20 protein-coding genes and 1 tRNA gene are annotated in these 23,767 nt (G+C 68.2%); 17 read left to right on the top strand and 4 right to left on the bottom strand.

Annotated features, from left to right (window positions below; genetic code table 11):
* Window positions 1-55 precede the first annotated feature (55 nt).
* From AC5JJ1_RS28555 to yghU, 7 genes are all read left to right on the top strand, one after another.
* On the top strand, window positions 56-976 hold the full coding sequence (locus AC5JJ1_RS28555; protein WP_495788509.1) for a glycosyltransferase family 9 protein: 921 nt from the start codon (window positions 56-58) through the stop codon (window positions 974-976).
* Window positions 973-1,737 carry a glycosyltransferase family 2 protein gene (locus AC5JJ1_RS28550; protein WP_495788508.1) on the top strand — a complete coding sequence of 255 codons (765 nt, stop codon included), beginning with the start codon at window positions 973-975 and terminating at the stop codon, window positions 1,735-1,737. Before AC5JJ1_RS28555 ends, AC5JJ1_RS28550 begins: the two co-directional genes overlap by 4 nt.
* A 40-nt stretch (window positions 1,738-1,777) precedes the next feature.
* On the top strand, window positions 1,778-2,797 hold the full coding sequence (locus tag AC5JJ1_RS28545; protein WP_495788507.1) for a glycosyltransferase family 4 protein: 1,020 nt from the start codon (window positions 1,778-1,780) through the stop codon (window positions 2,795-2,797).
* Entirely contained in the window at window positions 2,794-3,882 is a 1,089-nt protein-coding gene (locus AC5JJ1_RS28540) for a glycosyltransferase (protein WP_495788506.1), read from the top strand. Before AC5JJ1_RS28545 ends, AC5JJ1_RS28540 begins: the two co-directional genes overlap by 4 nt.
* The gene (gene asnB / locus AC5JJ1_RS28535) at window positions 3,882-5,642 is read left to right on the top strand and encodes an asparagine synthase (glutamine-hydrolyzing) (protein WP_495788505.1); all 1,761 of its coding nucleotides are present in this window, start codon (window positions 3,882-3,884) and stop codon (window positions 5,640-5,642) included. The genes AC5JJ1_RS28540 and asnB overlap by 1 nt, the downstream gene beginning before the upstream one ends.
* A 26-nt stretch (window positions 5,643-5,668) precedes the next feature.
* A complete protein-coding gene (locus tag AC5JJ1_RS28530; RefSeq protein WP_495788504.1) occupies window positions 5,669-6,133 on the top strand; it encodes a DUF302 domain-containing protein in 465 nt (154 codons plus the stop codon).
* Between the two features lie 68 nt (window positions 6,134-6,201).
* Window positions 6,202-7,068, top strand: coding sequence for a glutathione-dependent disulfide-bond oxidoreductase (gene yghU / locus AC5JJ1_RS28525; RefSeq protein WP_495788503.1), 867 nt, complete (start codon window positions 6,202-6,204; stop codon window positions 7,066-7,068).
* A 41-nt stretch (window positions 7,069-7,109) separates the two neighbouring features.
* On the opposite strand, the gene AC5JJ1_RS28520 is transcribed toward yghU, so the two are convergent.
* A complete protein-coding gene (locus AC5JJ1_RS28520; protein WP_495788502.1) occupies window positions 7,110-8,438 on the bottom strand; it encodes an MFS transporter in 1,329 nt (442 codons plus the stop codon).
* Window positions 8,439-8,629: 191 nt separating this feature from the next.
* A complete protein-coding gene (locus AC5JJ1_RS28515; protein ID WP_495788501.1) occupies window positions 8,630-9,364 on the bottom strand; it encodes a calcium-binding protein in 735 nt (244 codons plus the stop codon).
* 202 nt (window positions 9,365-9,566) lie between these two features.
* Here AC5JJ1_RS28515 and AC5JJ1_RS28510 point away from each other — a divergent pair, with 202 nt between their 5' ends.
* On the top strand, window positions 9,567-10,895 hold the full coding sequence (locus AC5JJ1_RS28510) for a dihydroorotase (protein WP_495788500.1): 1,329 nt from the start codon (window positions 9,567-9,569) through the stop codon (window positions 10,893-10,895).
* 3 nt (window positions 10,896-10,898) lie between these two features.
* Here AC5JJ1_RS28510 and AC5JJ1_RS28505 read toward each other — a convergent pair whose 3' ends face one another.
* Both AC5JJ1_RS28505 and AC5JJ1_RS28500 read right to left on the bottom strand, forming a co-directional pair.
* A complete protein-coding gene (locus AC5JJ1_RS28505) occupies window positions 10,899-11,588 on the bottom strand; it encodes a hypothetical protein (protein ID WP_495788499.1) in 690 nt (229 codons plus the stop codon).
* 73 nt (window positions 11,589-11,661) lie between these two features.
* Entirely contained in the window at window positions 11,662-11,976 is a 315-nt protein-coding gene (locus AC5JJ1_RS28500) for a hypothetical protein (protein ID WP_495788498.1), read from the bottom strand.
* A gap of 80 nt (window positions 11,977-12,056) precedes the next feature.
* Between AC5JJ1_RS28500 and AC5JJ1_RS28495 the strand changes: the two genes are divergently transcribed.
* From AC5JJ1_RS28495 to AC5JJ1_RS28455, 9 genes are all read left to right on the top strand, one after another.
* Window positions 12,057-12,701 carry a tetratricopeptide repeat protein gene (locus AC5JJ1_RS28495; protein WP_495788497.1) on the top strand — a complete coding sequence of 215 codons (645 nt, stop codon included), beginning with the start codon at window positions 12,057-12,059 and terminating at the stop codon, window positions 12,699-12,701.
* A complete protein-coding gene (locus AC5JJ1_RS28490) occupies window positions 12,701-14,047 on the top strand; it encodes an outer membrane protein assembly factor BamB family protein (protein ID WP_495788496.1) in 1,347 nt (448 codons plus the stop codon). The genes AC5JJ1_RS28495 and AC5JJ1_RS28490 overlap by 1 nt, the downstream gene beginning before the upstream one ends.
* Window positions 14,048-14,190: 143 nt before the next feature.
* A complete protein-coding gene (der, locus tag AC5JJ1_RS28485; protein WP_495788495.1) occupies window positions 14,191-15,531 on the top strand; it encodes a ribosome biogenesis GTPase Der in 1,341 nt (446 codons plus the stop codon).
* A gap of 132 nt (window positions 15,532-15,663) precedes the next feature.
* Window positions 15,664-15,754 (top strand) — tRNA-Ser (locus AC5JJ1_RS28480).
* A 675-nt stretch (window positions 15,755-16,429) separates the two neighbouring features.
* Window positions 16,430-17,818, top strand: coding sequence for a UvrD-helicase domain-containing protein (locus AC5JJ1_RS28475; protein WP_495788494.1), 1,389 nt, complete (start codon window positions 16,430-16,432; stop codon window positions 17,816-17,818).
* Complete coding sequence (locus AC5JJ1_RS28470; protein WP_495788493.1) at window positions 17,815-18,456, top strand: DarT ssDNA thymidine ADP-ribosyltransferase family protein; 642 nt, start codon at window positions 17,815-17,817, stop codon at window positions 18,454-18,456. The genes AC5JJ1_RS28475 and AC5JJ1_RS28470 overlap by 4 nt, the downstream gene beginning before the upstream one ends.
* Entirely contained in the window at window positions 18,453-20,201 is a 1,749-nt protein-coding gene (locus AC5JJ1_RS28465; RefSeq protein WP_495788492.1) for an ADP-ribosylglycohydrolase family protein, read from the top strand. Before AC5JJ1_RS28470 ends, AC5JJ1_RS28465 begins: the two co-directional genes overlap by 4 nt.
* Window positions 20,202-20,786: 585 nt before the next feature.
* Complete coding sequence (locus AC5JJ1_RS28460; protein ID WP_495788491.1) at window positions 20,787-21,479, top strand: uracil-DNA glycosylase family protein; 693 nt, start codon at window positions 20,787-20,789, stop codon at window positions 21,477-21,479.
* A 608-nt stretch (window positions 21,480-22,087) separates the two neighbouring features.
* Window positions 22,088-23,017 (top strand): MYG1 family protein, encoded by a 930-nt coding sequence (locus AC5JJ1_RS28455; protein WP_495788490.1) that lies wholly within the window; start codon window positions 22,088-22,090, stop codon window positions 23,015-23,017.
* Window positions 23,018-23,767: the final 750 nt, after the last annotated feature.

Raw genomic sequence — 23,767 nt, 5'->3', positions numbered from 1 at the left:
CGCGGAGCGTGATCGCCGCTTCTACAGGCGACGCTCATGCTCTAAGCCCGCCGCCGTGCGCATCCTCTTCATCACCGCGACCCGGATCGGCGATGCCGTCCTCTCCACCGGGCTGCTGGACCACCTCATCCGGCAATACCCGCAGGCGCGGATCGTCGTGGCCTGCGGCCCGGCCGCCGAGGGCGTCTTCGCCCGGATGCCGAACCGCGCCTGGACCATCGTACTGACCAAGCGCCGCTTCCGCCTGCACTGGCTGCAGCTCTGGCAGGAGGTCGGCACCCAGCGCTGGGACCTGGTGGTGGACCTGCGCGGCTCCGCCTTCGCCTTCCTCCTCTGGGCGAAGCGCCGCCTGGTGATGCGGGGCGGCCGCCAGCCGGGGCCCCGCACCGCCCATCTCGGCGCCTTGCTGGGCCTCGACCCGCCCCCGCTGCCAGTCGCCTGGTTCAATGCCGCCGACCGGGCCCGCGCCGCCGCCCTGCTGCCGGGCGAGGGGCCATGGATCGCCCTCGGACCCACCGCCAATTGGGACCGCAAGGTCTGGCCCGCCGAGCGCTTCGTGGCCTTGTTCGAGGCGCTGACCGCCCCCGGCCAGCCCCTCGCCGGCGCCCGCGCCGCCATCCTCGGCGGGCCCGGGACGCAGGAGGCCGCCATGGCCGCCCCCGTCCTCGGGGCGCTCGGCGACCGTGCCGTGGACCTCGTCGGCACCCTCTCCCTCCCCGAGGCCGCCGCCGTCCTCGCCCGCGCCGCCCTCTTCGTCGGCAATGACAGCGGGCTGATGCACCTCTCCGCCGCGACCGGCACCCCGACCCTCGGCCTCTTTGGCCCCTCCCGTGTCGAGGAATACGCCCCGGCCGGCCGCCGCACCGCCACCGCCATCGCGCCGGGCAGCCCCCGCCTCGACAGCATGGCCGACCTCACCCTCGACCAGGCCCTCGCCGCCGCCCAGACCCTGCTGGCCGAGCCGCAGCCGGCATGAGACTCTCCGCCCTCGTCGTCGCCCGCAACGAGGCCGCCCGCCTCCCCGCCTGCCTGGCGAGCTGCGCCGCGGCCGACGAGCTGGTCGTGGTGCTCGACCGCAGCACCGATGCAAGCGCCGAGGTCGCCCGCGCCCATGGCGCCCATGTGCTGGAAGGCGAATGGGGGCTGGAAGGCGACCGCCGCAATGCCGGCATCGCCGTCTGCAGCGGCGACTGGATCCTGGAGGTCGATGCCGACGAGCGCGTCCCGCCCGAGCTCTGGGCGGCCATCCGCCAGGTGATCGCCGCCTCGCCGCACGGCTTCCATCGCGTCCGCCTCGACAATTACGTCGGCGACCGGCTGATCCTCCATGGCTGGGGCGGCAGCTTCGGCACCACGCTAAAGCCGGTGCTCTTCCGCCGTGGCGCCAAGCGCTGGCGGCCGCAGCGCGTCCATCCGGGCCTCGACTGGACGGGGACGGAGGGCGAGCGCATCACCTCGGCCGGCATCCGCCACGAGGTCGACCGCGACATCTCCGACATGCTGCGCCGCCTCGACCGCTACTCCTCGGCGAAGGCGGCGGATCTGCTGGCGGCCGGCGACATCGGCTCCCTGCCCGATAACATCCGCCGCTGCCTTTCCCGCATCATCAAGTGCTACCTGGGACGGCGCGGCTACAGGGAGGGCGCCTGGGGATTACTGATCGCCCTCTGCGCCGGCCTGTTCCCCCTGCTCGCCCATCTCAAGGCCCGGCTGGAGCCGGAGCGGCACCGCGGATGAGGCCGGCTTCGTCCCCGCAGAACCACCAGCGGCACTGCGCATGAGGATCGCCCTTGCCACGGAAGGCCCCCGCCTTGGCCCCGCCGCCCTCGCCGAGCGGCCGCTCGGCGGCGTCGAGACCGCCTTCGCCCTGCTCGCCGCCGCCTTCCTCGCCCGTGGCCACACGCTCGACCTCCGCGCCGGCACCGATCCGCCAGAGACCCGCGACGGCCTCCCCTGGTCCCCCCTCGCCCCCGGCGGCCCACCGGCCGAGCTTGTGATCGCCAACCGCCTGCCCCGCCTCTTCCGCGCCCTGCCGCGCGGCCGGCGCGTGCTCTGGCTGCACAATCCCGGCGGCTACCTGCGGAAGCCCCGCCACCTCCTCCCCCTGCTCGCCGCCTGGCCGCGCCTCGTCACCCTCGGCCCCTCGCACAGCGCGAGCCTGCCCCGCCGGCTGCCCTTCCGCCCTGCCGAGATCCCCCTGGCCCTCGCCCCGCCCTTCGCCGCGGGCGCCGCGCCCCGGCGGCCGCCGCCGCCCGTCGCGGTCTTCACCTCCAACCCGCTGCGCGGCCTCGACTGGCTGCTCGATCTCTGGACGGGGCGCATCCGTCCCGCCGTGCCGGGAGCGGAGTTGCACCTCTATGGCGGCGCTGCCACCTATGGCGGCGATGCCCGCCTCACCGCCCGCGCCGCCCCGGTGCTCGCCCGCGCCGCCTCCCTGGCTGCGGAGGGCGTCCGCCTCCTGGCCCCCCTGCCGCGCCCGGCCCTCGCCGCGCGCCTCGGGGAGGCGCGGGTGATGCTCTATCGCGGCGACCCCGGCGAGACCTTCTGCCTCGCCCTCGCCGAAGCCCAGGCCCTCGGCCTTCCCGCCGTGGTGACGCCCCTCGGCGCCGTCGCGGAGCGGATCGTGGATGGCGAGACCGGCCTCCTGGCCCGCAGCGACGCGGCCTTCGCCGCCGCCGCCATCCGCCTGCTCGCGGACGACGCGGCATGGGAGCGCCTGCATGCCGGCGCCATCGCCCGCGGCCCCGGCCCGTCCTGGCCCGACATCGCCGCCCGTTTCGAGACGCTGGCCGGATGAGGCGCCCCGATGACCGGAGCGCCGGCCCCGGCCGCGGCGGCATGAGGATCGCGCATGTGATCGCCGGCGCCCCCATGGGCGGCGCCGAGGCCTTCTACGAGCGCCTGACGCTCGCCCAGCACCGGGCGGGCGAGACGGTCCTCGCCGTCATCCGCACCGATGCCGCCCGCGCCGCCCGCCTCGCCTCGGGCGGGCTGGAGCCGGTGCAGCTTCCCTTCGGCGGCTATTTCGACCTGCGCACCGGCCCGGCCCTGCGCGCTGCCCTGGCGGCCTTCCGCCCCGATGCCGTCATCTCCTGGGCCAACCGCGCCAGCCGCTTCACGGGGGCCCTGCGGCGCCGCGGCGCGCCCTGGCCGCTCATCGGCCGCCTGGGCGGCTACTACAACCTCAAATACTACCGCCATTGCGATGGCCTGATCGGCAATACCGAGGATATTCGCGACTGGCTCGTCGCCCGCGGCTGGCCCGCCGCCCGCGCCCACTACGTGCCGAATTTCGCCGCCGACCTCGCCGGGGCCAGGCCGGCCGCGCTGCCCGCCCCGCCCGGCGCCCGCCGCCTGCTCGCCCTTGGCCGCCTGCATGCGAACAAGGGCTTCGACGTCCTGCTTCGCGCCCTCGCCCTGCTGCCCGAGGCGCATCTCTCGCTCGCCGGCGAGGGGCCTGAGCGTCCGGCCCTCGAGGTCCTGGCCCGCGAGCTCGGCCTCGGCCCCCGCCTCGCCTTCCTCGGCTGGCGCCAGGATGCCGGCGCCCTGCTCGCCGGCTGCGAGGTCTTCGCCTGCCCCTCGCGCCACGAGCCGCTGGGCAATGTGGTGCTCGAGGCCTGGTCCGCTGCCCGGCCCGTCGTCGCCGCCGCGGCCGAGGGCCCGGCCGCCCTCATCCGCCCCGGCGAGACCGGCCTCCTCGTCCCGAAGGAAGACCCGGCCGCCCTCGCCGCCGCCATCCGCGGCCTGTTGGCCGACCCAACCCGCGCCGCCGCCCTCGCTGCCGCCGGCCGCGCCGAGTATGCCGCGCACTATGCCGAAGCCCCGGTGCTCGCACGCTGGCGCGCGTTCCTCACCGCCCTCGTCCCGCAGGAGACGGCCTGATGTGCGGCCTTGCCGGCCTCGCCCTCCGCCTGGGCCAGGTGCCCTCCGGCGCCACCCTCGACGCGCTGACCCGGGCGCTCGCCCATCGCGGCCCGGACGGGCATGGCCACCATGTCTCGGGCAATGTCGCCCTCTCCCACACCCGGCTCTCGATCATCGACCTGGTGACGGGCGACCAGCCGCTCTTCGCCGGCGCCGCCGCCCTGGTCGCCAATGGCGAGGTCTACAACTACCGGGAGCTGCGCGAACAGAACCAGCTGCACTGCGCGACCGGCAGCGATTGCGAGCCGCCGCTCCACCTCTTCCGCCGCGACGGCATCGGCTTCGCCGACCGGCTGCGCGGCATGTACGCCATCGCGCTGCACGACCGGGGCACCAAGCAGCTCGTCCTCTCGCGGGACCCCTTCGGCATTAAGCCGCTCTACCTCGCCGAGGTCGCGGGCGGCCTCGCCTTCGCCTCGGAGCCCCAGGCGCTGATCGCCGCCGGCCTGGTCGAGCCGCGCATCCGCCCCGAGGCCCGGGCGGAACTCCTGCAGATCCAGTTCACCACCGGCGCCGAGACCATCTTCGAGGGCATCCGCCGCATCCTCCCCGGCGAGACGGTGGTCATCGCCGACGGCGCCGTGACGGAGCGCCACCGCCGCGCCGCCCTCCCCGAAGGCGGCCCCGAGGAGATCTCGGCCGACGCCGCCCTCGCCCGCCTCGACGCGGCGCTCGAGGAGAGCGTCCTCCTCCACCAGCGCAGCGACGTGCCCTACGGGATGTTCCTCTCCGGCGGCATCGACAGCAGCGTCGTGCTCGCCCTGATGGCCCGCCTCAACGACCGCCCGGTGCTGGCCTTCACCGCCGGCTTCGACGTCCCCGGCGCGGCCGACGAGCGCGCCGCCGCCGCCCATCTCGCCGGGGCGGCCGGCGCCCGCCATGTCACCGTCTCCGTCACCGAGGCCGATGTCTGGCGCCACCTGCCCGAGATCGTCGGCGCCATGGACGACCCGGCGGCCGACTACGCCATCATCCCCACCTGGTTCCTCGCTCGCCGCGCCCGGCAGGAGGTGAAGGTCGTCCTCTCCGGCGAGGGCGGCGACGAGATCTTCGGCGGCTATGGCCGCTACCGCGCCGCGATGCGCCCCTGGTGGCTCGGCGGCAAAGCGCCCCGCTCGCGCGGCAGCTTCGACCGGCTCGACCTGCTGCGCGAGGCCCCGACCGGCTGGCGCGACGGCACCGGCGCCGCCGAATCCGCCGCCGCCAGCCCCGGCCGCACCCGCCTCCAGGCCGCCCAGGCCCTCGACATCGCCGACTGGCTGCCGAACGACCTGCTGGTCAAGCTGGACCGCTGCCTCATGGCCCATGGCGTGGAGGGCCGCACGCCCCTGCTCGACCCCGGCATCGCCGCCGCCGCCTTCCGCCTGCCGGACGCCATGAAGGTCCAGCGCAGCAGCGGCAAGTGGCTGCTGCGCGAATGGCTCGCCCGCCACTTCCCCGCCGCCGAGCCCACCAAGCCGAAGCAGGGCTTCACCGTCCCGATCGGCGCCTGGATCGAGGGGGTGGGCGACCGCCTCGGCCCCCTCGTCGCCGCTCAGCCGGGCGTCGCCGAGATCGCCCGGCCCGACCGCGTCGCAGCCCTCTTCCGCCATGCCGGGGGCGAGAAGCACCGCGGCTTCGCCGCCTGGCACCTGCTCTTCTACGCCCTCTGGCACCGCCGCCATGTCGAGCGGCGCGCCGTCCGGGGTGATGTGTTCGAGGTGCTCGGCGAGCGCTAGCGCCTTACTCCCTGGGAGACCGCCGCATGACCCGCCGCCTCGCTCTGCTCCTTGCTCTGCTCGCCGCTACCCCCGCGCTGGCGCAGGAGCCGGACGGCCTCGTCACCCAGCCCAGCGCCCATCCCGTGCGGGAAACGCTCGACCGCCTCGCCGCCGCCGTCCGCGCCGCCGGCTGGACCGTCTTCACCGAGATCGACCATGCCGCGGCCGCCCAGGTGGTGGGAATGCCGCTGCGCGCCCGCACCGTGCTCTTTTTCGGTACCCCCCGCGGCGGCACGCCGGCGATGCAGGCCCACCCGACCCTCGCCCTCGACCTGCCCATGCGCATCCTGGTCTGGGAGGACGAGGCCGGCCGGGTCTTCCTCACCCGCAGCACCGGCGAGGACATCGCCCGCCGCGTCTTCGCCCGCCATGGCGTGGCCATGCCCCCCGAGGCCCAGCGCTCCATGGAGGCGATGCTCGCCGGCCTCGCCCGTCAGGCCACCGAGTAGCGCCCCCTGGGTTTCGCCGTCCGCCGCCCAAGATCACCATCAAGGCGCATCAGAGAGGAGCATCAAGCATGTCCGACTACACCCCGCCCAAGGTCTGGACCTGGGACAAGGAGAGCGGCGGCCGCTTCGCCAACATCAACCGCCCCATCGCCGGCCCGACCCATGAGAAGGAGCTGCCGGTCGGCCGCCACCCGCTCCAGCTCTACTCGCTCGGCACGCCGAACGGGGTGAAGGTGACGATCATGCTGGAGGAGCTGCTGGCCCTCGGCCATGCGGGCGCCGAGTACGACGCCTGGCTGATCAGGATCGGCGAGGGCGACCAGTTCGGCAGCGGCTTCGTCGCCATCAACCCGAATTCCAAGATCCCGGCGCTCATGGACCGCAGTGGCCCGGCGCCGATCCGCGTCTTCGAATCGGGCGCCATCCTCACCTATCTGGCCGAGAAATTCGGCGCCTTCCTGCCGACCGAGCCGGCGAAGCGCGCCGAGTGCCTGTCCTGGCTGTTCTGGCAGATGGGCTCCGCGCCCTATCTCGGCGGCGGCTTCGGCCATTTCTTCGCCTATGCGCCGAGCAAGATGGAGTACCCGATCAACCGCTTCGCCATGGAGACCAAGCGCCAGCTCGACGTGCTGGACCGTCGCCTGGCCGAGAGCGAGTACCTGGCCGGCACGGACTACACCATCGCCGACATCGCGGTCTTCCCCTGGTATGGCGGGCTGGTGAAGGGCTGGCTCTACGGCGCGGCGGAGTTCCTCGCCGTCCATGAGTACAGGCACGTCAACCGCTGGGCGGACCAGCTCCATGCCCGCCCCGCCGTGCAGCGCGGCCGCATGGTCAACCGCGTGCAGGGCGAGCCCTCGAGCCAGCTCCACGAGCGGCACGAAGCGAGCGACTTCGAGACCAGGACGCAGGACAAGATCGGGGCGGCCGGCTGAGCGCCCGGGGCTGCGCCGCGCGGCGCAGCCCCCAAGCACCGTCAGTGCGCCAGGGCCGACCGGTTCGCCGCCGACGTCTCGAGCTGCCGGCTGACCTTCAGCGTCATGGCGACGATGCCGCCGACCAGGGTGACGCCGCCGAGGACGAGCAGCCCCGCAGTGAAATTGCCCGTCGCATCGCGCAGGTAGCCCATCATGTAGGGCCCGGCAAAGCCCGAGAGGTTGCCGATGGCGTTGATCGCCGCGATCCCCGCCGCGGCCGAGGTGCCGGTGAGGAAGGCGCTCGGGATCGGCCAAAGCAGCGGCGGCGTCGCCGAGACGCCGATCTGGCTGAGGCAGAGCAGGCCGAGCACCAGCACCGGCGAGGAGACGAGCCCCGCCCCGGCCACCCCGACGGCGGCCAGGATCATGGCGAAGCACACATGCTCCCGCCGCTTCAGCGTCCGGTCGGAGTTGCGGCCGAGCAGCACCATGCCGATGGCGCCGAAGACGAAGGGCAGCGCCGCCAGCAGCCCCGCCTGGACGTTGCTGACGCCAAACCCCTTCACGATAGTGGGAAGGAAGAAGGAGACGCCGTAGCTCGCGGCATTGAGGCAGAAATAGACGAAGGCGCAGGCCAGCACCCGCGGGTCGCTGAGCGACCGGCCGATGCTGATGTGCTCCGTCGTCTGCTTGTGCTGGTGCTCCGCATCCAGCCGCGTCTGCAGCCAGGTCCGCTCCTCGGCGGAAAGCCAGGTCGCCTGGGCCGGACGATCCGTCAGGTAGAAGATGACGCCAAGCGCCATGAGGATGGACGGGATCGCTTCGAGGACGAAGAGCCACTGCCAACCATCGAGCCCGCCGCCGCTGAGGTTCAGCAGCGCGCCGGAGACCGGGCCGCCGACGATGGAGGAGAAGGGGATCGCCAGCATGAACAGGGCGACGACGCGGGCGCGGTAGACCGAGGGGAACCACAGCGTCAGGTAGAAGATGATGCCGGGGAAGAAGCCCGCTTCCGCCGCGCCGAGCAGGAAGCGGAGGATGTAGAACACCCATTCGGTCGACAGCCCGGTCGCCGCCGAGATCGGCCCGATGAAGGCGAAGAGGCCGGAGATGAGGCCCCAGGTGAACATGATGCGGGCGATCCAGAGCCTGGCGCCGAATCGGTCGAGCGCCAGGTTTGAGGGCACCTCCAGCAGGAAGTAGGAGATGAAGAACAGCCCCGCCCCGAGCCCATAGGCCGTCTCGGTGAGGCCAAGCGCCGCATTCATCTGCAGCTTGGCGAAGCCGACATTCACCCGGTCCAGGTAGGCGACGAAGTAGCAGACGAAGAGGAAGGGCATCAGCCGCCACATCACCTTCCTGATCGTCGTGGTCTCGATGGCGTCCATGCGGCCGCTCCTCCCCAAGGTGTCACATCCCGACCGAAGCGTGGCTCGCCCGGGATGGTTCCTGACCCTGAACGAGGGGAAGCGGGCCGGCAGCGGGAGGCATCCCCGCAGCCATCCGCGCCCGGCTTGTGGCCTTGGTCCTGGGGAGGGGGTGGCTTGCGGCGCGCCTCCGGGGCGGGACCGGGGCGGCCCTACAGGATGAACCAGCTGGCCGAGGGCACCGCGCTGTTGCCGCCTGTCCAGTGCTCGATGGCGATTTCCATGTCCGGGGCCAAGCTGCCGCCAGTATTCATCTGGACCACATCGTAGCTGATGGCCGTGTTGCCGCCGTGGATTTCCTTGCCATAGGTGTCATAGGCCATGAGCATGACCTGGCCTGTGCCGGTGAAGGCGGCGCCGGCCTTGCTGCTGCCGATGAACTTGAAGGCCTGGTCGCCCAACAGGCCGGTATTCGCATCGACCGCGCTCAGGTCGATCTTGGAGCCGTTGTCCCAGCGCAGCCAGCTGATCCTGTTGCGCGCCGCGGCGCCGACCCCTGAGTCGCCGTCGTCGAACACGAAGCGCGCTTGGTCGCCGTAGAGCAGGTCCTGCCCCGTCCCGCCGTTCAGCAGCCCGTTGCCGCGCAGTGGGCTGTTTCCTTGCCCGCCGATGAGAGTGTCAGGCGAGTTGAGGCCGCCGACCAGCGAGTCGTTCCCCGCTCCACCCTCTAGGGAGTCGGAGCCGTAGCTCCCATCCAACGTGTCGTTGCCGTAGAAGCCATACTGATAGTCGTTGCCGTCGCCGCCCGGCAGGCGGGCGGCGCCGTTGCCGCCGTTCAGCGTGTCATGGCCCAGGCCGCCATAGATGACGTCGTTGCCGTCGAGGCCGTTGACGGAGTCGTTGCCGTTGGTCCAGGGATCGTTGCCATATTGCCCTCCATTCCGCACGGCTTTACTGGACCATGGGCAACTATCGGTGATTATTAAAGTATTGCATCGTCTTGTCCCCTCATGTCTTCCGTGCGTGCAAGGGTTTGGGCGAACCAGTCCGCGCCCGTCGCCGCCTCGATCCCCGAAGCGGTCGGACCCCTTCCCCCTCCGCCGCGTCGCGGGATAAACCCCCATAGGACTGCCGCAAGGAGACGCCCTAATGCCCGCCTTCGACCTCGTGCTGCGCGGCGGCACCTGCGTCCTCCCCTGGGGCGAGGAGGCGGCCGATATCGGCGTCCGCGCCGGCCGCATCGCAGCGATCGGCGACCTCCGCACCGCCGACGCCGCGGAGGCGATCAACTGCACCGGCCTCCACATCCTTCCCGGCCTGATCGACGCCCATGTCCATCTCCGCGACCCGGGCGACCCGGCGGTGGAGACGCTGGAGACCGGCACCCGCGCCGCCCTCCTCGGCGGGCTGACGGCGGTCTTCGACATGCCGAACACCGCCCCGTCCATCACCGACCGCGAGCGGCTGGACTGGAAGCGCGGCTATCTCGAGGGCCGCGCCTGGGTCGATGTCGGCCTCTATGTTGGCGCGTCGAAGAAAAACATCGCCGAGCTCGCCGCACTCGAGCTGCAACCGAATGTCTGCGCGGTGAAGGTCTTCGCCGGCAGCAGCACCGGCGACCTCCTGGTCGAGGACGACGCCTCGCTCGAGGCCGTGATGCGCAGCGGCCGCCGCCGCATCTGCTACCATTCGGAGGACGAGTACCGCCTGCAGGAGCGCAAGCCGCTCTTCCGCAGCGGCATGCCGCATCGCAACCACATGGTCTGGCGCGATGTGGCCTGCGCCCTCATCGGCACGAAGCGGCTGATGGCGCTGGCCCGCAAGACCGGCCGCCCCGCCCATATCCTCCATGTCTCGACGGCCGAGGAGCTGGAGCTCCTGCAGGACTACCGCGACGTCGCCACGGTCGAGGTGTTGCTCAACCACCTGACCCAGACCGACGAGGCCTATGACCGCCTCGGCGGCTATGCGGTGATGAACCCGCCGATCCGCGAGGAGCGCCACTTGCGCGCCGCCTGGGCCGCTGTGGCGGACGGCACGGTGGATGTCGTCGGCTCCGACCACGCCCCGCACAGCCGCGCCGCGAAGGAGCGCCCCTGGCCCGACGGCGCCGCTGGGCTGACCGGGGTGCAGACCATCGTCCCGCTGATGCTCGACCATGTGAGCGCCGGCCGCCTCAGTCTCTCCCGCCTTGTTGACCTGATGTGCGCCGGCCCCGCCCGCGTCTATGGCGCGACCGGCAAGGGGCGGCTGGCCGCCGGCTACGACGCCGACTTCACCCTGGTCGACATGAAGCGCCAGCGGACCATCGAGGAGAGCTGGATCGTCTCCCCCTGCGGCTGGACGCCCTTCGCCGGCCATCGCTGCACCGGCTGGCCCGTCATGGCGATCCTCCGTGGCGCCGTCGCGATGCGCGAGGACGAGGTGATCGGCACCCCGCGCGGCACCGGCGTCCGCTTCGCCGAGGCGCGGGGCTGAGCGCTACCAGAGCGAGAATTCGGTGCCGAAATTGGTGGTGGTGAGCCCCCCGCAGCGGGCCGCCTCGGCGCACTCGGCCCGGATGCGGCCCTCCGGCCCGAGGCCGAGGGCGAGCGGCACCGCCGGCTCCGAGAGCTTTGCATAGGCGAGGTCCACCTCGAAGCGCAGCGAGTCGTAGCGGTCGCGCTCGACATAGAAGATCAGGTCGCGCGACACCGCCTCGCCCGGCTGCAGATCGGAGGGCTCGGCCGGCAGGGCGGTGGCGCCCTCGAACAGCACGCCCTGCCGCAGCACCATCTCCTGCCGCGCCGCCTGGCCATAGCGCGCGGCGGTGACCTCGACGGCCCCCGCCAGGCTCTCCGGCGACGGCTCCGGCTCCGGCCCGGCGAAGCGCATCCCGGTGGCGATGACGTTGTAGGTGAGGCCCAGCACCCTGACCCCGGTCTCGCCCACATTGGTCCGCGTGACGGTGGAGCGGATGGCCAGCCGCCCCTCCCGCTCCCCCGCCTTCTCCAGCGTGGTGGTGACCGAGACGCTGGGCGGCGCCAGGCCCGGCTTGATCCGCGCCTCGTAGATGAAGGTGTAGACGCCCCAGGCCCCGGCCCCGAGGATGGCCAGCGTCTGCACCACCGTGCTCAGCCGGTCGAGGCTGAAGCGGCTGGTCTCCTGCGGCGTCCCGGCGGCCTGGCTCATGCCGCAACAACCCGGCACCGGGACGCCGGTTGCCTCACCACAGCCCCGGCCAGCGCCGCGTCCGGTTGGCCTCCTACGCCGCGCTGAGGGTCGCCGGCCCATCCGCCACGCCGCGCCGCCCCGGCAGCGGTGCCGCCCAGCAGTCGACGCGGCCGAGGCTCCGCGTGCAGTAGGGCGGCGGCGCCGGCGGCGCCTCCTCCGGCCTGCAATAGCCCTGCCCCCGGTCGAGCCGCACCACCGAGCAGTCCGGCCCCGTCGCCACGGAGACGACGGCACCCACCGGCGACCGCCCGATGGCGGCGACCGAGCCCGCGGTCACCGCCGCGCCGATGCCGAGCGGCGCGCAGCCGCCCGGCAGGACCATCAGGAGGGGGAGCATCGGACGCATGGCCCCGAGCCTATGCGCAGCGGACTTAACGCCCTGCCAACAGGCTGCTATGCACCCCCCGCTTCCAAGGAAGGGACCGCGTGGCCGACATCTTCGACGAGGTGCAGGAAGACCTGCGCGCCGAGCGCATGAAGCGGCTGATGGCCCGCTATGGCGGGCTGCTGGCCGGGCTGATGCTGCTCGCGGTCGCCGCGGTCGGCGGGCTGCAGGGCTGGCGCTGGTGGCAGTCCCGCCAAGCGGCGGAGACCGCCGAGACCTACCTGGCCACCAACCGCTCTGCCGCCGAGCCCGGCGCCGACGGCAAGGCTGCGGCCGACCGTTTCGCGGCCGTCGCGGCCGGGGCGCCGCCCGGCTACCGCAACCTGGCCCGCCTCCGCGCCGCCGCGCTGAAGGCCGAGGCCGGCGACCGGGCCGGGGCGCTGGCCCTTTGGGAGGACATCGCCCGCGATGGCTCGATCGACCCGCTCTACCGGGACCTCGGCACGGTGATGTGGGGCCTGCACTCGCTCGACGCCGGCGACCCGGCCGCGATCGAGAGCCGCCTCGCCCCGCTGGCCGAGGGGCCCTGGCGCGCCTCGGTGCAGGAGATCCGGGCGCTTGCCGCGATGAAGCGCGGCGCGACGGAGGAGGCGAAGCAAGCGCTCACCGGCCTGGCCACGGCCCCGGCGACGCCCCAGGGCGTGCGCGAGCGGGCCGGCAAGCTGCTCGCGGAGATCGGCGGCTGATGCGGACACCCCTCACCCGCCGCGCCGCCCTGCTCGGGGGCGCGGGCCTGCTGGCCGGCTGCGAGTCGATCACCGACACCTTCGACAGCGTCTTCGGCGAGCGGAAGGTCCCGCTGCGCGGCGAGCGCCGCCCGGTGCTGGCCGTGGAACGCCCGCTCAACGTCGAGGAGGGCCTGGCCCAGGCCCCCGTCACCCTGCCGCCCCCGGCGCTGAATGCCGACTGGCCCCAGGCCGGCGGCACCATCGGCCATGCGCCCGGCCACCCCGCCCTCGGCCTCCGCCTGGGCGAGGCCTGGCGCACCGCCATCGGCACCGGCACCGCCTATCGCCGCCGGCTGCTCGCGCCGCCCATCGTCGCCGGCGGCGCGGTCTATGCCGCGGATGCGCTCGGCCAGGTGACGGCGCTGACCGCGCTCGACGGCCGCCGCCGCTGGTCCTTCGACAGCCGGCCGGAGAAGGACCGCGACGGCGCGCTCGGCACCGCCCTCGCCTTCGACGACGGCACCCTCTACCTCGCCACCGGCATGGCCGAGGCGATGGCGCTCGACCCGGCGGATGGCAAGCCGCGCTGGCGGGTCGACCTGCCCGCCCCGGCGCGCGGCGCCCTCACCGTCGCCAATGGCCGCGCCTATGTGACGACGACGGAGAACCACCTCCTCGCCCTCTCGGTCGAGGATGGCCGCACCCTCTGGACCTATCGCGGCCAGCCGACCGTCACCATGGCGCTCGGCCTGCCCGCCCCGGCGGTCGAGGGCGACATGGTCGTCGCCGGCTTCGGCTCCGGCGAGCTGGCCGCCATCCGCGCCAGCGACGGCCGCGCCCAATGGAGCGAGACGCTGAGCTCCGCCGCGGGCGGGGGCCTCGCCGACATCGCCGCCATCACCGCCCTGCCGGTGATCGACCGCGGCCGGGTCTTCGCCAGCGGCCTCGGCGGCATCACCATCGCCCTCGACCTCCGCTCCGGCCGGCGCCTCTGGGAGCGCGACGTGGCCGCGGCGGATACGCCCTGGGCGGTCGGCGACTGGGTCTTCCTGCTGACGACGGGGGCCGAGGTCGCCTGCCTCGGCCGGGATGACGGGCGGGTCCGCTGGATCGCCAGCCTGCAGCGCTACAAGGACGAGAAGCGGCGGCGGAACGTCATCCAGTGGGCCGCGCCGGTGCTGGCCGGCGGCCGCCTGCTGGTCGCCGGCAGCAATGCCCAGCTCGTCGAGGTCGACCCGGCCAATGGCGACATCGCCGGCCGGGTCCGCCTGCCGGACGGCGTCATGCTGCCCCCGGCCGTCGCCGGCGGAGTCATGTACGTGCTGACGGAAGATGCGGTGGTGGCGGCGCTCCAGGGCGCTTGAGAAGGGGACATCCGGCGGCCGATGCGCCAGGCCTGCTGCCGCTCGCCTGGGCTCGCGGCCGCAGGCCCGGCTTTTCGTCCGGGCGAGCGAATTGCCCCTCCCGGGTGTTCCACCCGTCCGGGGTTTGCTCTAGGGGAGCCATCATGCTCCCCACCATCGTCATCCTCGGCCGCCCGAATGTCGGCAAGTCGAGCCTCTTCAACCGGCTCGTCGGCCGGCGGATCGCCATCGTCGACGACACCCCCGGCGTCACCCGCGACCGCAAGGAGGCCGAGGGCCGCGTCGCCGGCCGCGATGTCCGGCTGCTGGATACCGCCGGTCTCGAGGAGGCGGCGCCGGAGACCATCCAGGGCCGGATGCGCGCCAGCTCCGAGGCGGCGCTGCGCGAGGCGGACCTCGCCCTCTTCGTCATCGATGCCCGCACCGGGTTGACCCCGGCCGACCGCGCCTTCGCCACTTGGCTGCGCCGCCAGTCGGTGCCGGTCGTCCTGGTGGCGAACAAGACCGAGGGGCGCTTCGGCGGCCAGGCCGCCTTCGAGGCCTATGAGCTCGGCCTCGGCGACCCGGTGGCGGTCTCGGCCGAGCATGGCGACGGCATGGGCGAGCTGCACGACGCCATCCGCGAGCACCTGCCCGCCGAGGCGGAGGAGCAGGAGGATCCGGACCGGCCGCTGCGCCTCGCCATCATCGGCCGCCCCAATGCCGGCAAGTCCACCCTGTTGAACGCCCTGTTCGGCCAGGAGCGGATGATCACCGGCCCGGAGCCCGGGCTGACGCGCGATTCCGTCGCCGTCGAGTGGCGCGACGAGACCGGCGCGCTCGTCCGCCTAGTCGACACCGCCGGCCTCCGCAAAAAGGCCCGCATCGAGCAGGCGCTGGAGAAGATGTCAGCCGCCGCCTCCATCGCCGCGCTGAAGGAATGCGAGGTCGCCGTCCTCGTCGTCGACGCCCTGCAGGGGATGGAGGAGCAGGAGCTCCGCCTCGCCCGCCTGGCCGAGCGCGAGGGCCGCGCCGTCGTCATCGCGCTCAACAAGTGGGATGCGGTCGAGGATCGCGCCGCCACCCGCCGCCGGATCGAGGATGTGCTGACGGCGAGCCTCGCCCAGATGCGCGGCATCACCGTGGTGCCGCTCTCGGCCCAGACCGGCCGCGGGGTCGAGAAGCTGATGCCGGCCGTGCGCGAGACCTATGCGAACTGGAACCGCCGCATCCCGACCGGCGAGCTGAACCGCTGGTTCGAGGCCATGCTGACGCGCCACCCGCCGCCGCTCTCGGAAGGCCGCCGCATCAAGCTCCGCTACGCCACCATGCCGAAGGCCCGGCCGCCGACCGTGGTGGTCTTCGGCACCCGCGCCGAGCAGCTGCCGGAGGACTACCGCCGCTACCTGGTGAACGGCTTCCGCGAGGCCTTCGCTATGCCCGGCGTGCCGATCCGCCTGCAGCTCCGCGGCACGACCAACCCGTATGCGGAAAGCGATACCTAGCCGCTTGCCCCGCACGGGCCGCCTGATTATGGTCCGCCGCCCTGGGGCGGGTTCGCGGAACGCACTCCGGGGATAGTGCTTGATCGGGCAAGCGACGCCGTTCCGGGCCTACCGGATCGATGCTTGCCCTCCGGACAGGTGGCCGAGCGGTCGAAGGCGCGCGCCTGGAAAGTGCGTATACGTCAAAAGCGTATCGTGGGTTCGAATCCCACCCTGTCCGCCATAAATCCAGCGCAACAGGCTGATTTCGTTGAATATTTCTTGCATCGATCACATTCAGCCCCCATCCGAGCCCACACACTCAAAGAAGGTGGCAGTCCGTAACGGTGCTTGGTGAGGTAGCGTTAGGCTTGCAAGCCATGGCGCTCGTGAGGCGGACGCCGTGATGCGGTAGAGGGCGCATCAGCAACTCGTACGGTCCGATCGTACTGATTTGAGGCAAAACAGAGAGATCCCGGCCATTCTTGAGGCTAGGTCTGAGTGGCCGTACCGATCCGGTTCTCTATGCCTTTTCGGCGGCAGTCCAGTTAGATGGCGATCCTACCGGGACCCACCACCAAACTGCGGTAGGCTGGGTCGCATGTTTCACGCCAAGACCATTGGGCTGAGCGTCGACAGCCTGCACCGTGCCCGCGGCCTAGTTTGGTCGTCGGGATTCGGGACTCGGCAGACGGTCTTGGCTAGCCGAAACCACACAAACACACGGCTTCCGCTAAACCCCAGCGGTGAGTATCGTTCGGGGCGTATCGTCGTCATGCCCTCTGCTTGCCGATGGTTGCGGATGGCGTCGTCGGTGGTTGACATGGCCTTGAGCCCCGATCGGCGCCCGCGCAGGGACCTCCGTTAGAAGCTAGCGACAAGCCCGCCGTCGGCGTTTGAGGGACACATGAGAGTATTGTTGAGGCAACGTCCGACACCGGAACAGATCAGTATTGTGCGCCGCATCCAACAGGGCGTGTCCCTCATCCGCGGTGCTGCAGGTAGCGGTAAAACCTCAACGGCGCTCATGGCACTGCGCGCTGTGACGGGGGCGGCCGTGAACCAGCTACGCAACGACGGCCGCCTGCCCGCGGACGTGCTCGTACTCACATATTATAATTCGGTCCGCGGTTATGTCGCAACTGTAGCGCGAGAGGAATTAGCTGACTACTCCGATGATGTGCGCCTTTATGTTGCAACATTCGATAAATGGGCATTCACGACCTTAGGTTGGACCGGCTCGCTGCCGATTAAGGCAATCGAAAATCAGATAAGCTACCTTTCGCAATCATTCCCTCGAGACATTGCGTTCGTAGTCGATGAAGTCCATTACGTCCTTGGACGATTCAGAGCCGATGCGCTTGATGATTACCTCGCAGCGCAACGCACAGGTAGAGGTGCGTCTCCTCAGATGGACCGAGGCATGCGCCAAAGACTGTTAGACGAGGTCATCAGACCACTTCTCAAATGGAAGGCAGCAAGCGGCTACAAGGACTTTCACGATTTGGCCGCGTCGATGGCTGAGGCGGAACCCGAGGCGTTTTATGACGTGATCGTCGTCGATGAGGCGCAGGACCTGTCTGCGAACCAACTCCGAGCTGTGCTTCGTCATGCGGCGGCCGACGCCACGATTACAATCATCACCGATTCGGCGCAGCGCATCTATCCAAGGGGGGCACCGTGGGCTGAAGCGGGCCTAATGGTTCCCTCGAATCGAAGCTTTCGACTCACACGAAATTATCGAAACACCCGTGAGATCGCGGCGCTCGCAGCATCTATTGCTCGCGGAATTTCGATAGATGATGACGGCAGCCTGCCAGATCCAAGCGTTTGCGAGCGCAGCGGCGACAAGCCAGTCTTTTTAAAGGGTTTGTTCAATCGTCAGCTTGCCTATGCCTTGGCAAGGCTCGCAAGCATCGACTTAAAGAATGAAACCGTAGGTTTTTTGCACCTCAAGGGTGGCGGATGGTTTGGTGACGTCCGCACCGCTTTAAGGCAGGCCGGTTACGACTATTGCGAACTGCAAGGCGTGAATGAATGGCCGGAGGGCGATGCCAACATCGGGTTGTGCACGCTGCATAGTGCCAAGGGTCTCGAGTTTGACCATGTTTTCATGATCGGCCTTGCCCAAGCTCACACGTCGTACGGCAGTGCTGCAGACGACGACCGATACGAGAGTCTTCGTCGTCTGCTCGCCATGGGTGTCGGACGTGCCCGCAAAACGGTCTGCCTTGGGACAAAACCTAGCGAAGCCTTGGCTGTGTTGGATGTCATCGACCCTGCCCTCGTTGAGGAGGTTTTCGTATGACTGTGATTAACTGTATCACAGCGCGGCAGATCGAGGAGGTCGTGCACTTCACTACTAACCACGGCTGCCTAGGCACTCTTTATACGAAGCTACTTCAGTCTCGGCAGCGCTTAAGAGAAGATAATTTAGTGAAATATCTTTTTGCGCCAAATTCAGAACTAAGAAAAGATCCGGCGTATCTGGATCATGTGAGCCTCTCAATTTCGCACATTAATACCCAATTCTTTAATGTTAGCGCAAATTCATGGCACCGCGGCGAGCCAATATTTTGGTGTATTTTATCATTTAATCCAGAAATCCTTTGTGACGCAGGCGTCGAGTTTGCTACTACGAACAACATCTACACCTCGGTACATCGGGCCGAAGGTGCCGCTGGTCTTGAGGCGTTATTCGCCAACACAGTGGTTCGATGGCCTGGAAACGTTGTGCGACGCACTTCCACAATGCCGTCTTATTATCCAACCTGTTTCCAGGCCGAAGCGCTTTATCCTTCAGCGATTTCAACCGAGCATTTGCAACGGATCTATGTTAGAACCGCTTCCGATCAGAGTGAGGTCATTGGCTTCTTGAAAGCGTCCTTTCACCCTGACGTTGAGGTGCTGATTGCACCACACAAGTTTGGCAATAGGGCGTCATGATCTCAAACCGCGAATTACAAACTCGTTTGTCAGCTACCTGGGCAGCCTACGGTGACGCCCTCGGTTTCATTACGGAACTAGCTGACGCCGATCGGGTCCAGTATCGTGCGGGCTCTCGAAAGGTGACCCGGCCAGTCGAATGGCGCCGGAAGATCGGCAGCTATGGTGGAGCTAGCGTAATCATGCCTGCTGGATCTTATTCGGACGACACTCAACTGCGTCTTGCGACATCAAGGGCGATCCGCTCGGACGGCAGCTTTGACGTCGCATCATTCGCAAAGGTTGAACTTCCCGCCTGGGCAAATTACGCCCTTGGGGCAGGGATCGGTTCGCGCGAAGCCGCTGCCAACTTGGCACGAACGTCTGCTACATGGTATTCGAACTTCTTCGAGAACAAGCGAGCAACCTACGTCCTGGGGGGCGGGAACGGTGCGGCAATGCGAATACAGCCGCACGTTTGGTCAGCTCCCAATCTGAGCGATCGCCACGCAATATTCCGCGACGTGGTGCGTAACACGGTCTGCACACACGGTCATCCACGAGCAATCGTCGGTGCGTGTTTTCATGCAGCCACACTTGCGCTGGCGCTGGCTCACGGTGCTCCTCCAGACGTTAATGCGTGGGAGGAAGTGATTTCCTCTCTTCACGTCCTTCCTGATTTAATAATTACGGATGGCGATCTCCGCCTGTTTTGGGTCGGTCCTTGGCTTGAGAAATCCGGAGGCAAGATTGAGGATGCCTTTGCAAGGGTTATCGACGAATTGCTGTCGTACGTGGTTGCGCTTGCTGGCATTCAAGAGCACGAACTTTCTAAGGCATACAGTTTAGCTTTGGATGTTCTTACCGCTCGAGAGCCTGAATCACGGGGATCGGGTACGAAGACGGCGATGCTTGCGGCATTTCTTGCAGCGCGCTGCGACTTGTCGCAACCCTTCGAAGCTATTGAAATAGCTGCGAACTGCCTCGGATCGGACACCGATTCCATTGGAACAATGTTTGGCGCGATTGTGGGCGCTTGCACTGCTGCCGAAAGCAGTGAAGCCCTGCAAGACCGCCGATACATCGAGATTGAAGCGTCACGTTTAGCCGCGATAGCTACGAAGGAACCCACGACGTCGTTCCGATATCCCGACCTGCGATCTTGGAAACCAGCCAGGGCTGCCGTTGACGCGATCGCCAGAGCAGATGACTGTCTTATTCTCGAAGGAATTGGCCGCCTAAAGCCAGCCTTCGGTTCGCCAGTGCAAGATAGGAATGAGATGCATTTGCAGTGGTTTGAGCTTGAGTTTGGGCAAACGATACTTGGGCGGGTGCGCGACGAACCGCGCAAAGCTTCTTCGGCTCCATACAACCGAACCCCGTCTGAAAAATCTCCAGGCAAGGTCGCTGGAACCGCGCCGAAACTGCCGGACCTTTTCCTCGGCAAAGGAGATCGTGGCGTACCGCGGTCTGAGCCAGCACGGGCTGAACCAATGCGACCAGCACAGGCCTGGTCTGAACCGACACGCGCTGAACCAACACGCGCTGAACCAACACGCGCTGAACCAACACGCGCTGAACCGCCCTCAGCAACGCTGAACCAGATGCTTCAAGAAGTGATCGAATCGGGATTCGACCCCAAACTGGTTGGCAGTTTCCTGCTCGGACAGGTTGAGTCAGGACGATCCAATTTCGTCGAGCGTGGTATCGCACTTACCGCTACAGTCCTCACAGCCTACGAAGCCCGCATGCGAAGACGGAAGTAGTACCAAGTGCGCTCTCGTCCGCCGTGCCGTGCGCACGGCGCGGTGGCCTCGTGCAATAGCGCATTCGGTATGTCAGAGCGCTGCGTAGGGGTTTAGCAGGGCGTTACAGGCTAGTCCTTACTCCCGCGCCAGATTTTGCAGGGCTTCTAACTGAAGGTGGGTTCTGAGGCCATGCAAGCGGAACGGCTGAACAGGACATTTGCCTAGGTTGTAAGGACCTCGCACTGCGGGAATGCGGCCGTCTAGCCTGTAGTGCCGCGCCCAGAGTCGGGTTTAGAAAAGCTTTGACGTTGGTCATCGCCATGGCCGAGGGCTTTTCAACGCCAGGGCGTACCACACTGCATCATCCGCTCCGATGCAAATGCCTCCGACAATGAGGAGGTGTATTCGATCATCATCGCCAGCAGCCCCAACGTGCTTGCCTTCGCCGTCCGTCAGTTTCATGCCCTTTATCCCAACATCATCTGGCTTTAACGAAGCCGCATGAAGATTTGCGGAACAGCGATGCAGCCCTCAGAAGGTCGGGCATCGAGTTGGGGACCACTCATTGAGGTCGCAACTCTAGCCTTTGAGATCAAGCATCCTGTGGGCCTTACCCAGGTCCCAGTAGCGATCCCGGGACCTGCCTTCTTCCCTGGCGGTTGTGGCCTCGTTACCGCCGACCTGCGTCTCGGGACCAAGTTGCCGGTCGGCGGCATTATGGTCATCGGCCACAACTACGGCACCGTGGAGAGCTACGAGGACGACACGGCGCGTGGTGGAGAGGTGGAGGTATCAGCCACATGGAAGGGGCTGCGCAACGTGCTCACACACGCGGGTATCCGACTCGATGAGTGTTTCTTCACCAATGCATTTGTTGGTTTGTTGCCGCCCGGATCGCCCGAAGGGAGCCACGAAGGACACAATGACCCTACCTTCCTCGCAGCCTGCCAGAGTTTGATCGAATACCAGATTGTCAAGTTGCAACGGCCGCGGCTCATCCTGACACTCGGCCTTGTTGTTCCGGGCTTCCTTGCACCTTTATCTTGTGAGTTAAGTAATTGGTTTAAGATTGACGGTTACGCCGACCTCGACGGCAACCGCACTGGCGGACCAGTGCGCTCTGCGTCATTTCAGAGCCACCAAACCACCGTGGTAGCGCTCACGCATCCATGCCGTCCCGCCAACAGACGATTTCGCTCCTATGAGAAAAAGCGAGGAATCAACGCGGAGTTTGCCATGCTGCGCGACGGACTAGTGGCGTCTGCCCGCCAGTCGGTATCCGTTGGAGGCGGTTAGGCAGCGTGGTTGATCAACCAAGTCTTATGGGAACACTCTTGATGGTGGGCGAGTTCGAATAGGTCCTAGCACCATCTGGGCAGAAACAAAAATTCCAGAGCATTTTCAGACAGTTATTGGCCACAGGCAAAATTTCGTATCACATTGAAATCGCACGAAAATCAGGTCGTTTCCGCCCAGGTAGTGCTAGCGAAGCCACGTCCGTAGGCCCTTGGTCCAGGCCGAGCACCCAGCCACACCTGTTGTCACTAAAAGGCCGTTGGGAGGTGTCCTGAGGCCGACACGGGCTATTTGTCCGATGATGGACCATCATCGTTTTGCGCTACGATCCGGTTCACTAGAGAGATGACGGGCGCGCATACCTCCCACCACAGCCTGGTCCGCGCCTATCCTCACATGCCTCCAGCCGGACCAAGGTACTTGATGGATGGCTTTTCGCCCGTACCAGCGCAATGAACACCCCGCTTATTTGGTAAAAAATGCTCGCCGTTTATGACGCAGGTGAGGCGGGCGCCACATTCGGCTTAATTTGTGCGGGGTGGGGACGAATAGGTCTTCTCCCCTTCTCCGCATGAGGTTGCTCTATGCCCGCACGAGCCCGCCCCCTGTTGGTTACCCATTCGGGCACCTTCCACCTCGACGATGCCTTCGCCTATTCAGTCCTACGGCTTGCACTCGGCCTTAAAGCCCCGGGCGGCGACCACACCCTGGTGCGCACCCGCGATCCCGCAGTAATCACAGCAGCCGACCACGTGTGGGATGTCGGTGCACATTATGACTCCGCTGCCGGCCGGTTCGACCATCACCAGCGCGGCGCACCCCGGCGCGATGACGATGGCACGCCCCTCAGCGCGGCGGGCTTGGTGTGGCGCGTCCATGGCGAGGCCGCTGTGCGTGTCCTGCTGGCCGGCTGCGGCACGGACCTCGCCCCCATAGTCGCCGCGGCCATCGACGACGAGGTGGTCCGTCGGATCGACCAGATCGACAACGGCGTCGCATACCCCGAGGACACCCTTGGCCTGTCCTCCCTGGTGGAAGACTGCAACCTGCCTTGGAACCTGCCCCAGGCGGCCGCGCAGGAGGCCGAGGACGCCGCCTTCCTACGCGCCGCAGCCCTGGTGGCGGACGTTCTCCAACGCCGCGTGGCGGCCGTGCGGGCACGCCTTGCCGCCGAAGCCGTGGTGACGGCCGCGCACGCCACCTCCGCCGATCCCCGCATCCTGGAGCTTGATCGCAAGCTGCCCTGGCAGGGGGCCGTGTTCGCCCACGGCCTGCCGGTCCTGTACGCCGTTTATCCGGTCCCCTCCGGGACGTACATGGTGGACGCGATGCCGCCCGAGCCCGGCTCCTACGCGCAACGCCTCCCTCTGCCCGCGGCGTGGGCCGGCTTGCGCGAGGCGGCGCTGGCGGAGGTGTCGGGCGTGCCGGATGCGGTGTTCGTCCACCCGCAGCGCTTTATCGGTGGTGCACGCTCACGTGCAGGGGCGATGGCCATGACCGTGAAGGCAGTCGAGATTGGGGGTGGGGCAGCAGTGTAAGCCGACATCCTGCCCCACCTTCGTTTGCAGGCATTGGAGGTAGGGCGACCCACCTCCACCATCGTCAGAGCCGCGCGCGCCGCATCCGTTCTTCCTGGATGCGGGCCGCTCGCTTGCTCAGCCGCTGCCCTCGGGTGATGTGGGCGTCGGCCTCATGGGCGGTCACGCCGCTGACGGAAAGGCCGGCGTGGAACGATGCCGCCGCCTTGGTTTGGAGGCGGAGATATATCCGCCCGAGCCGGAGCAAGCCGACGGGGTCGGAGGGGTCAAGACAACAAAGGCTAACCATGATGATTGACCTCATCTTGGGGTGACCCGGCGACGCTGCCGGGCCTCTCCAATCCTCCGTCACGACCACTGGATTCCAAGCGGGATGTCCTGTCCTCCCTCGGGAAGACCCTACCAGGTCAGCGCGGGGGCCAGTTGGTCATCGCTCAGCGGTGCGCCAGGAAGGAGGAAGCCGGCTTCGGCTTCGGCTTCGGCTTCGGCTTCAGAATCCGGATGCCCAGTCGAGGGTCCAGCGTCGGCAGATCCTGAACGTCCGAGCCGAAGGCTACAGGCTCGGGGTTGCCCACCGCACCAGCCACCGCGAGGCGGCTTCGAAGTATTCGTCGTTAGAAGGACCGCGGCACGCCCTCACGGCCTAGCCAGGTTCGAGCAGCAGGACGGCAATGCGCGGTCTTTCCGTGGCGGCTTGCACAGCGACAATCAGGATGGTTGGCAGCGTCAATCAGGATGAGCGCGGCGCCG

It is taken from the genome of Belnapia sp. (assembly GCF_059504005.1).
The sequence above is the reverse complement of the archived record's forward strand: the minus strand, read 5'-3'. Positions and strand labels throughout refer to the sequence as shown.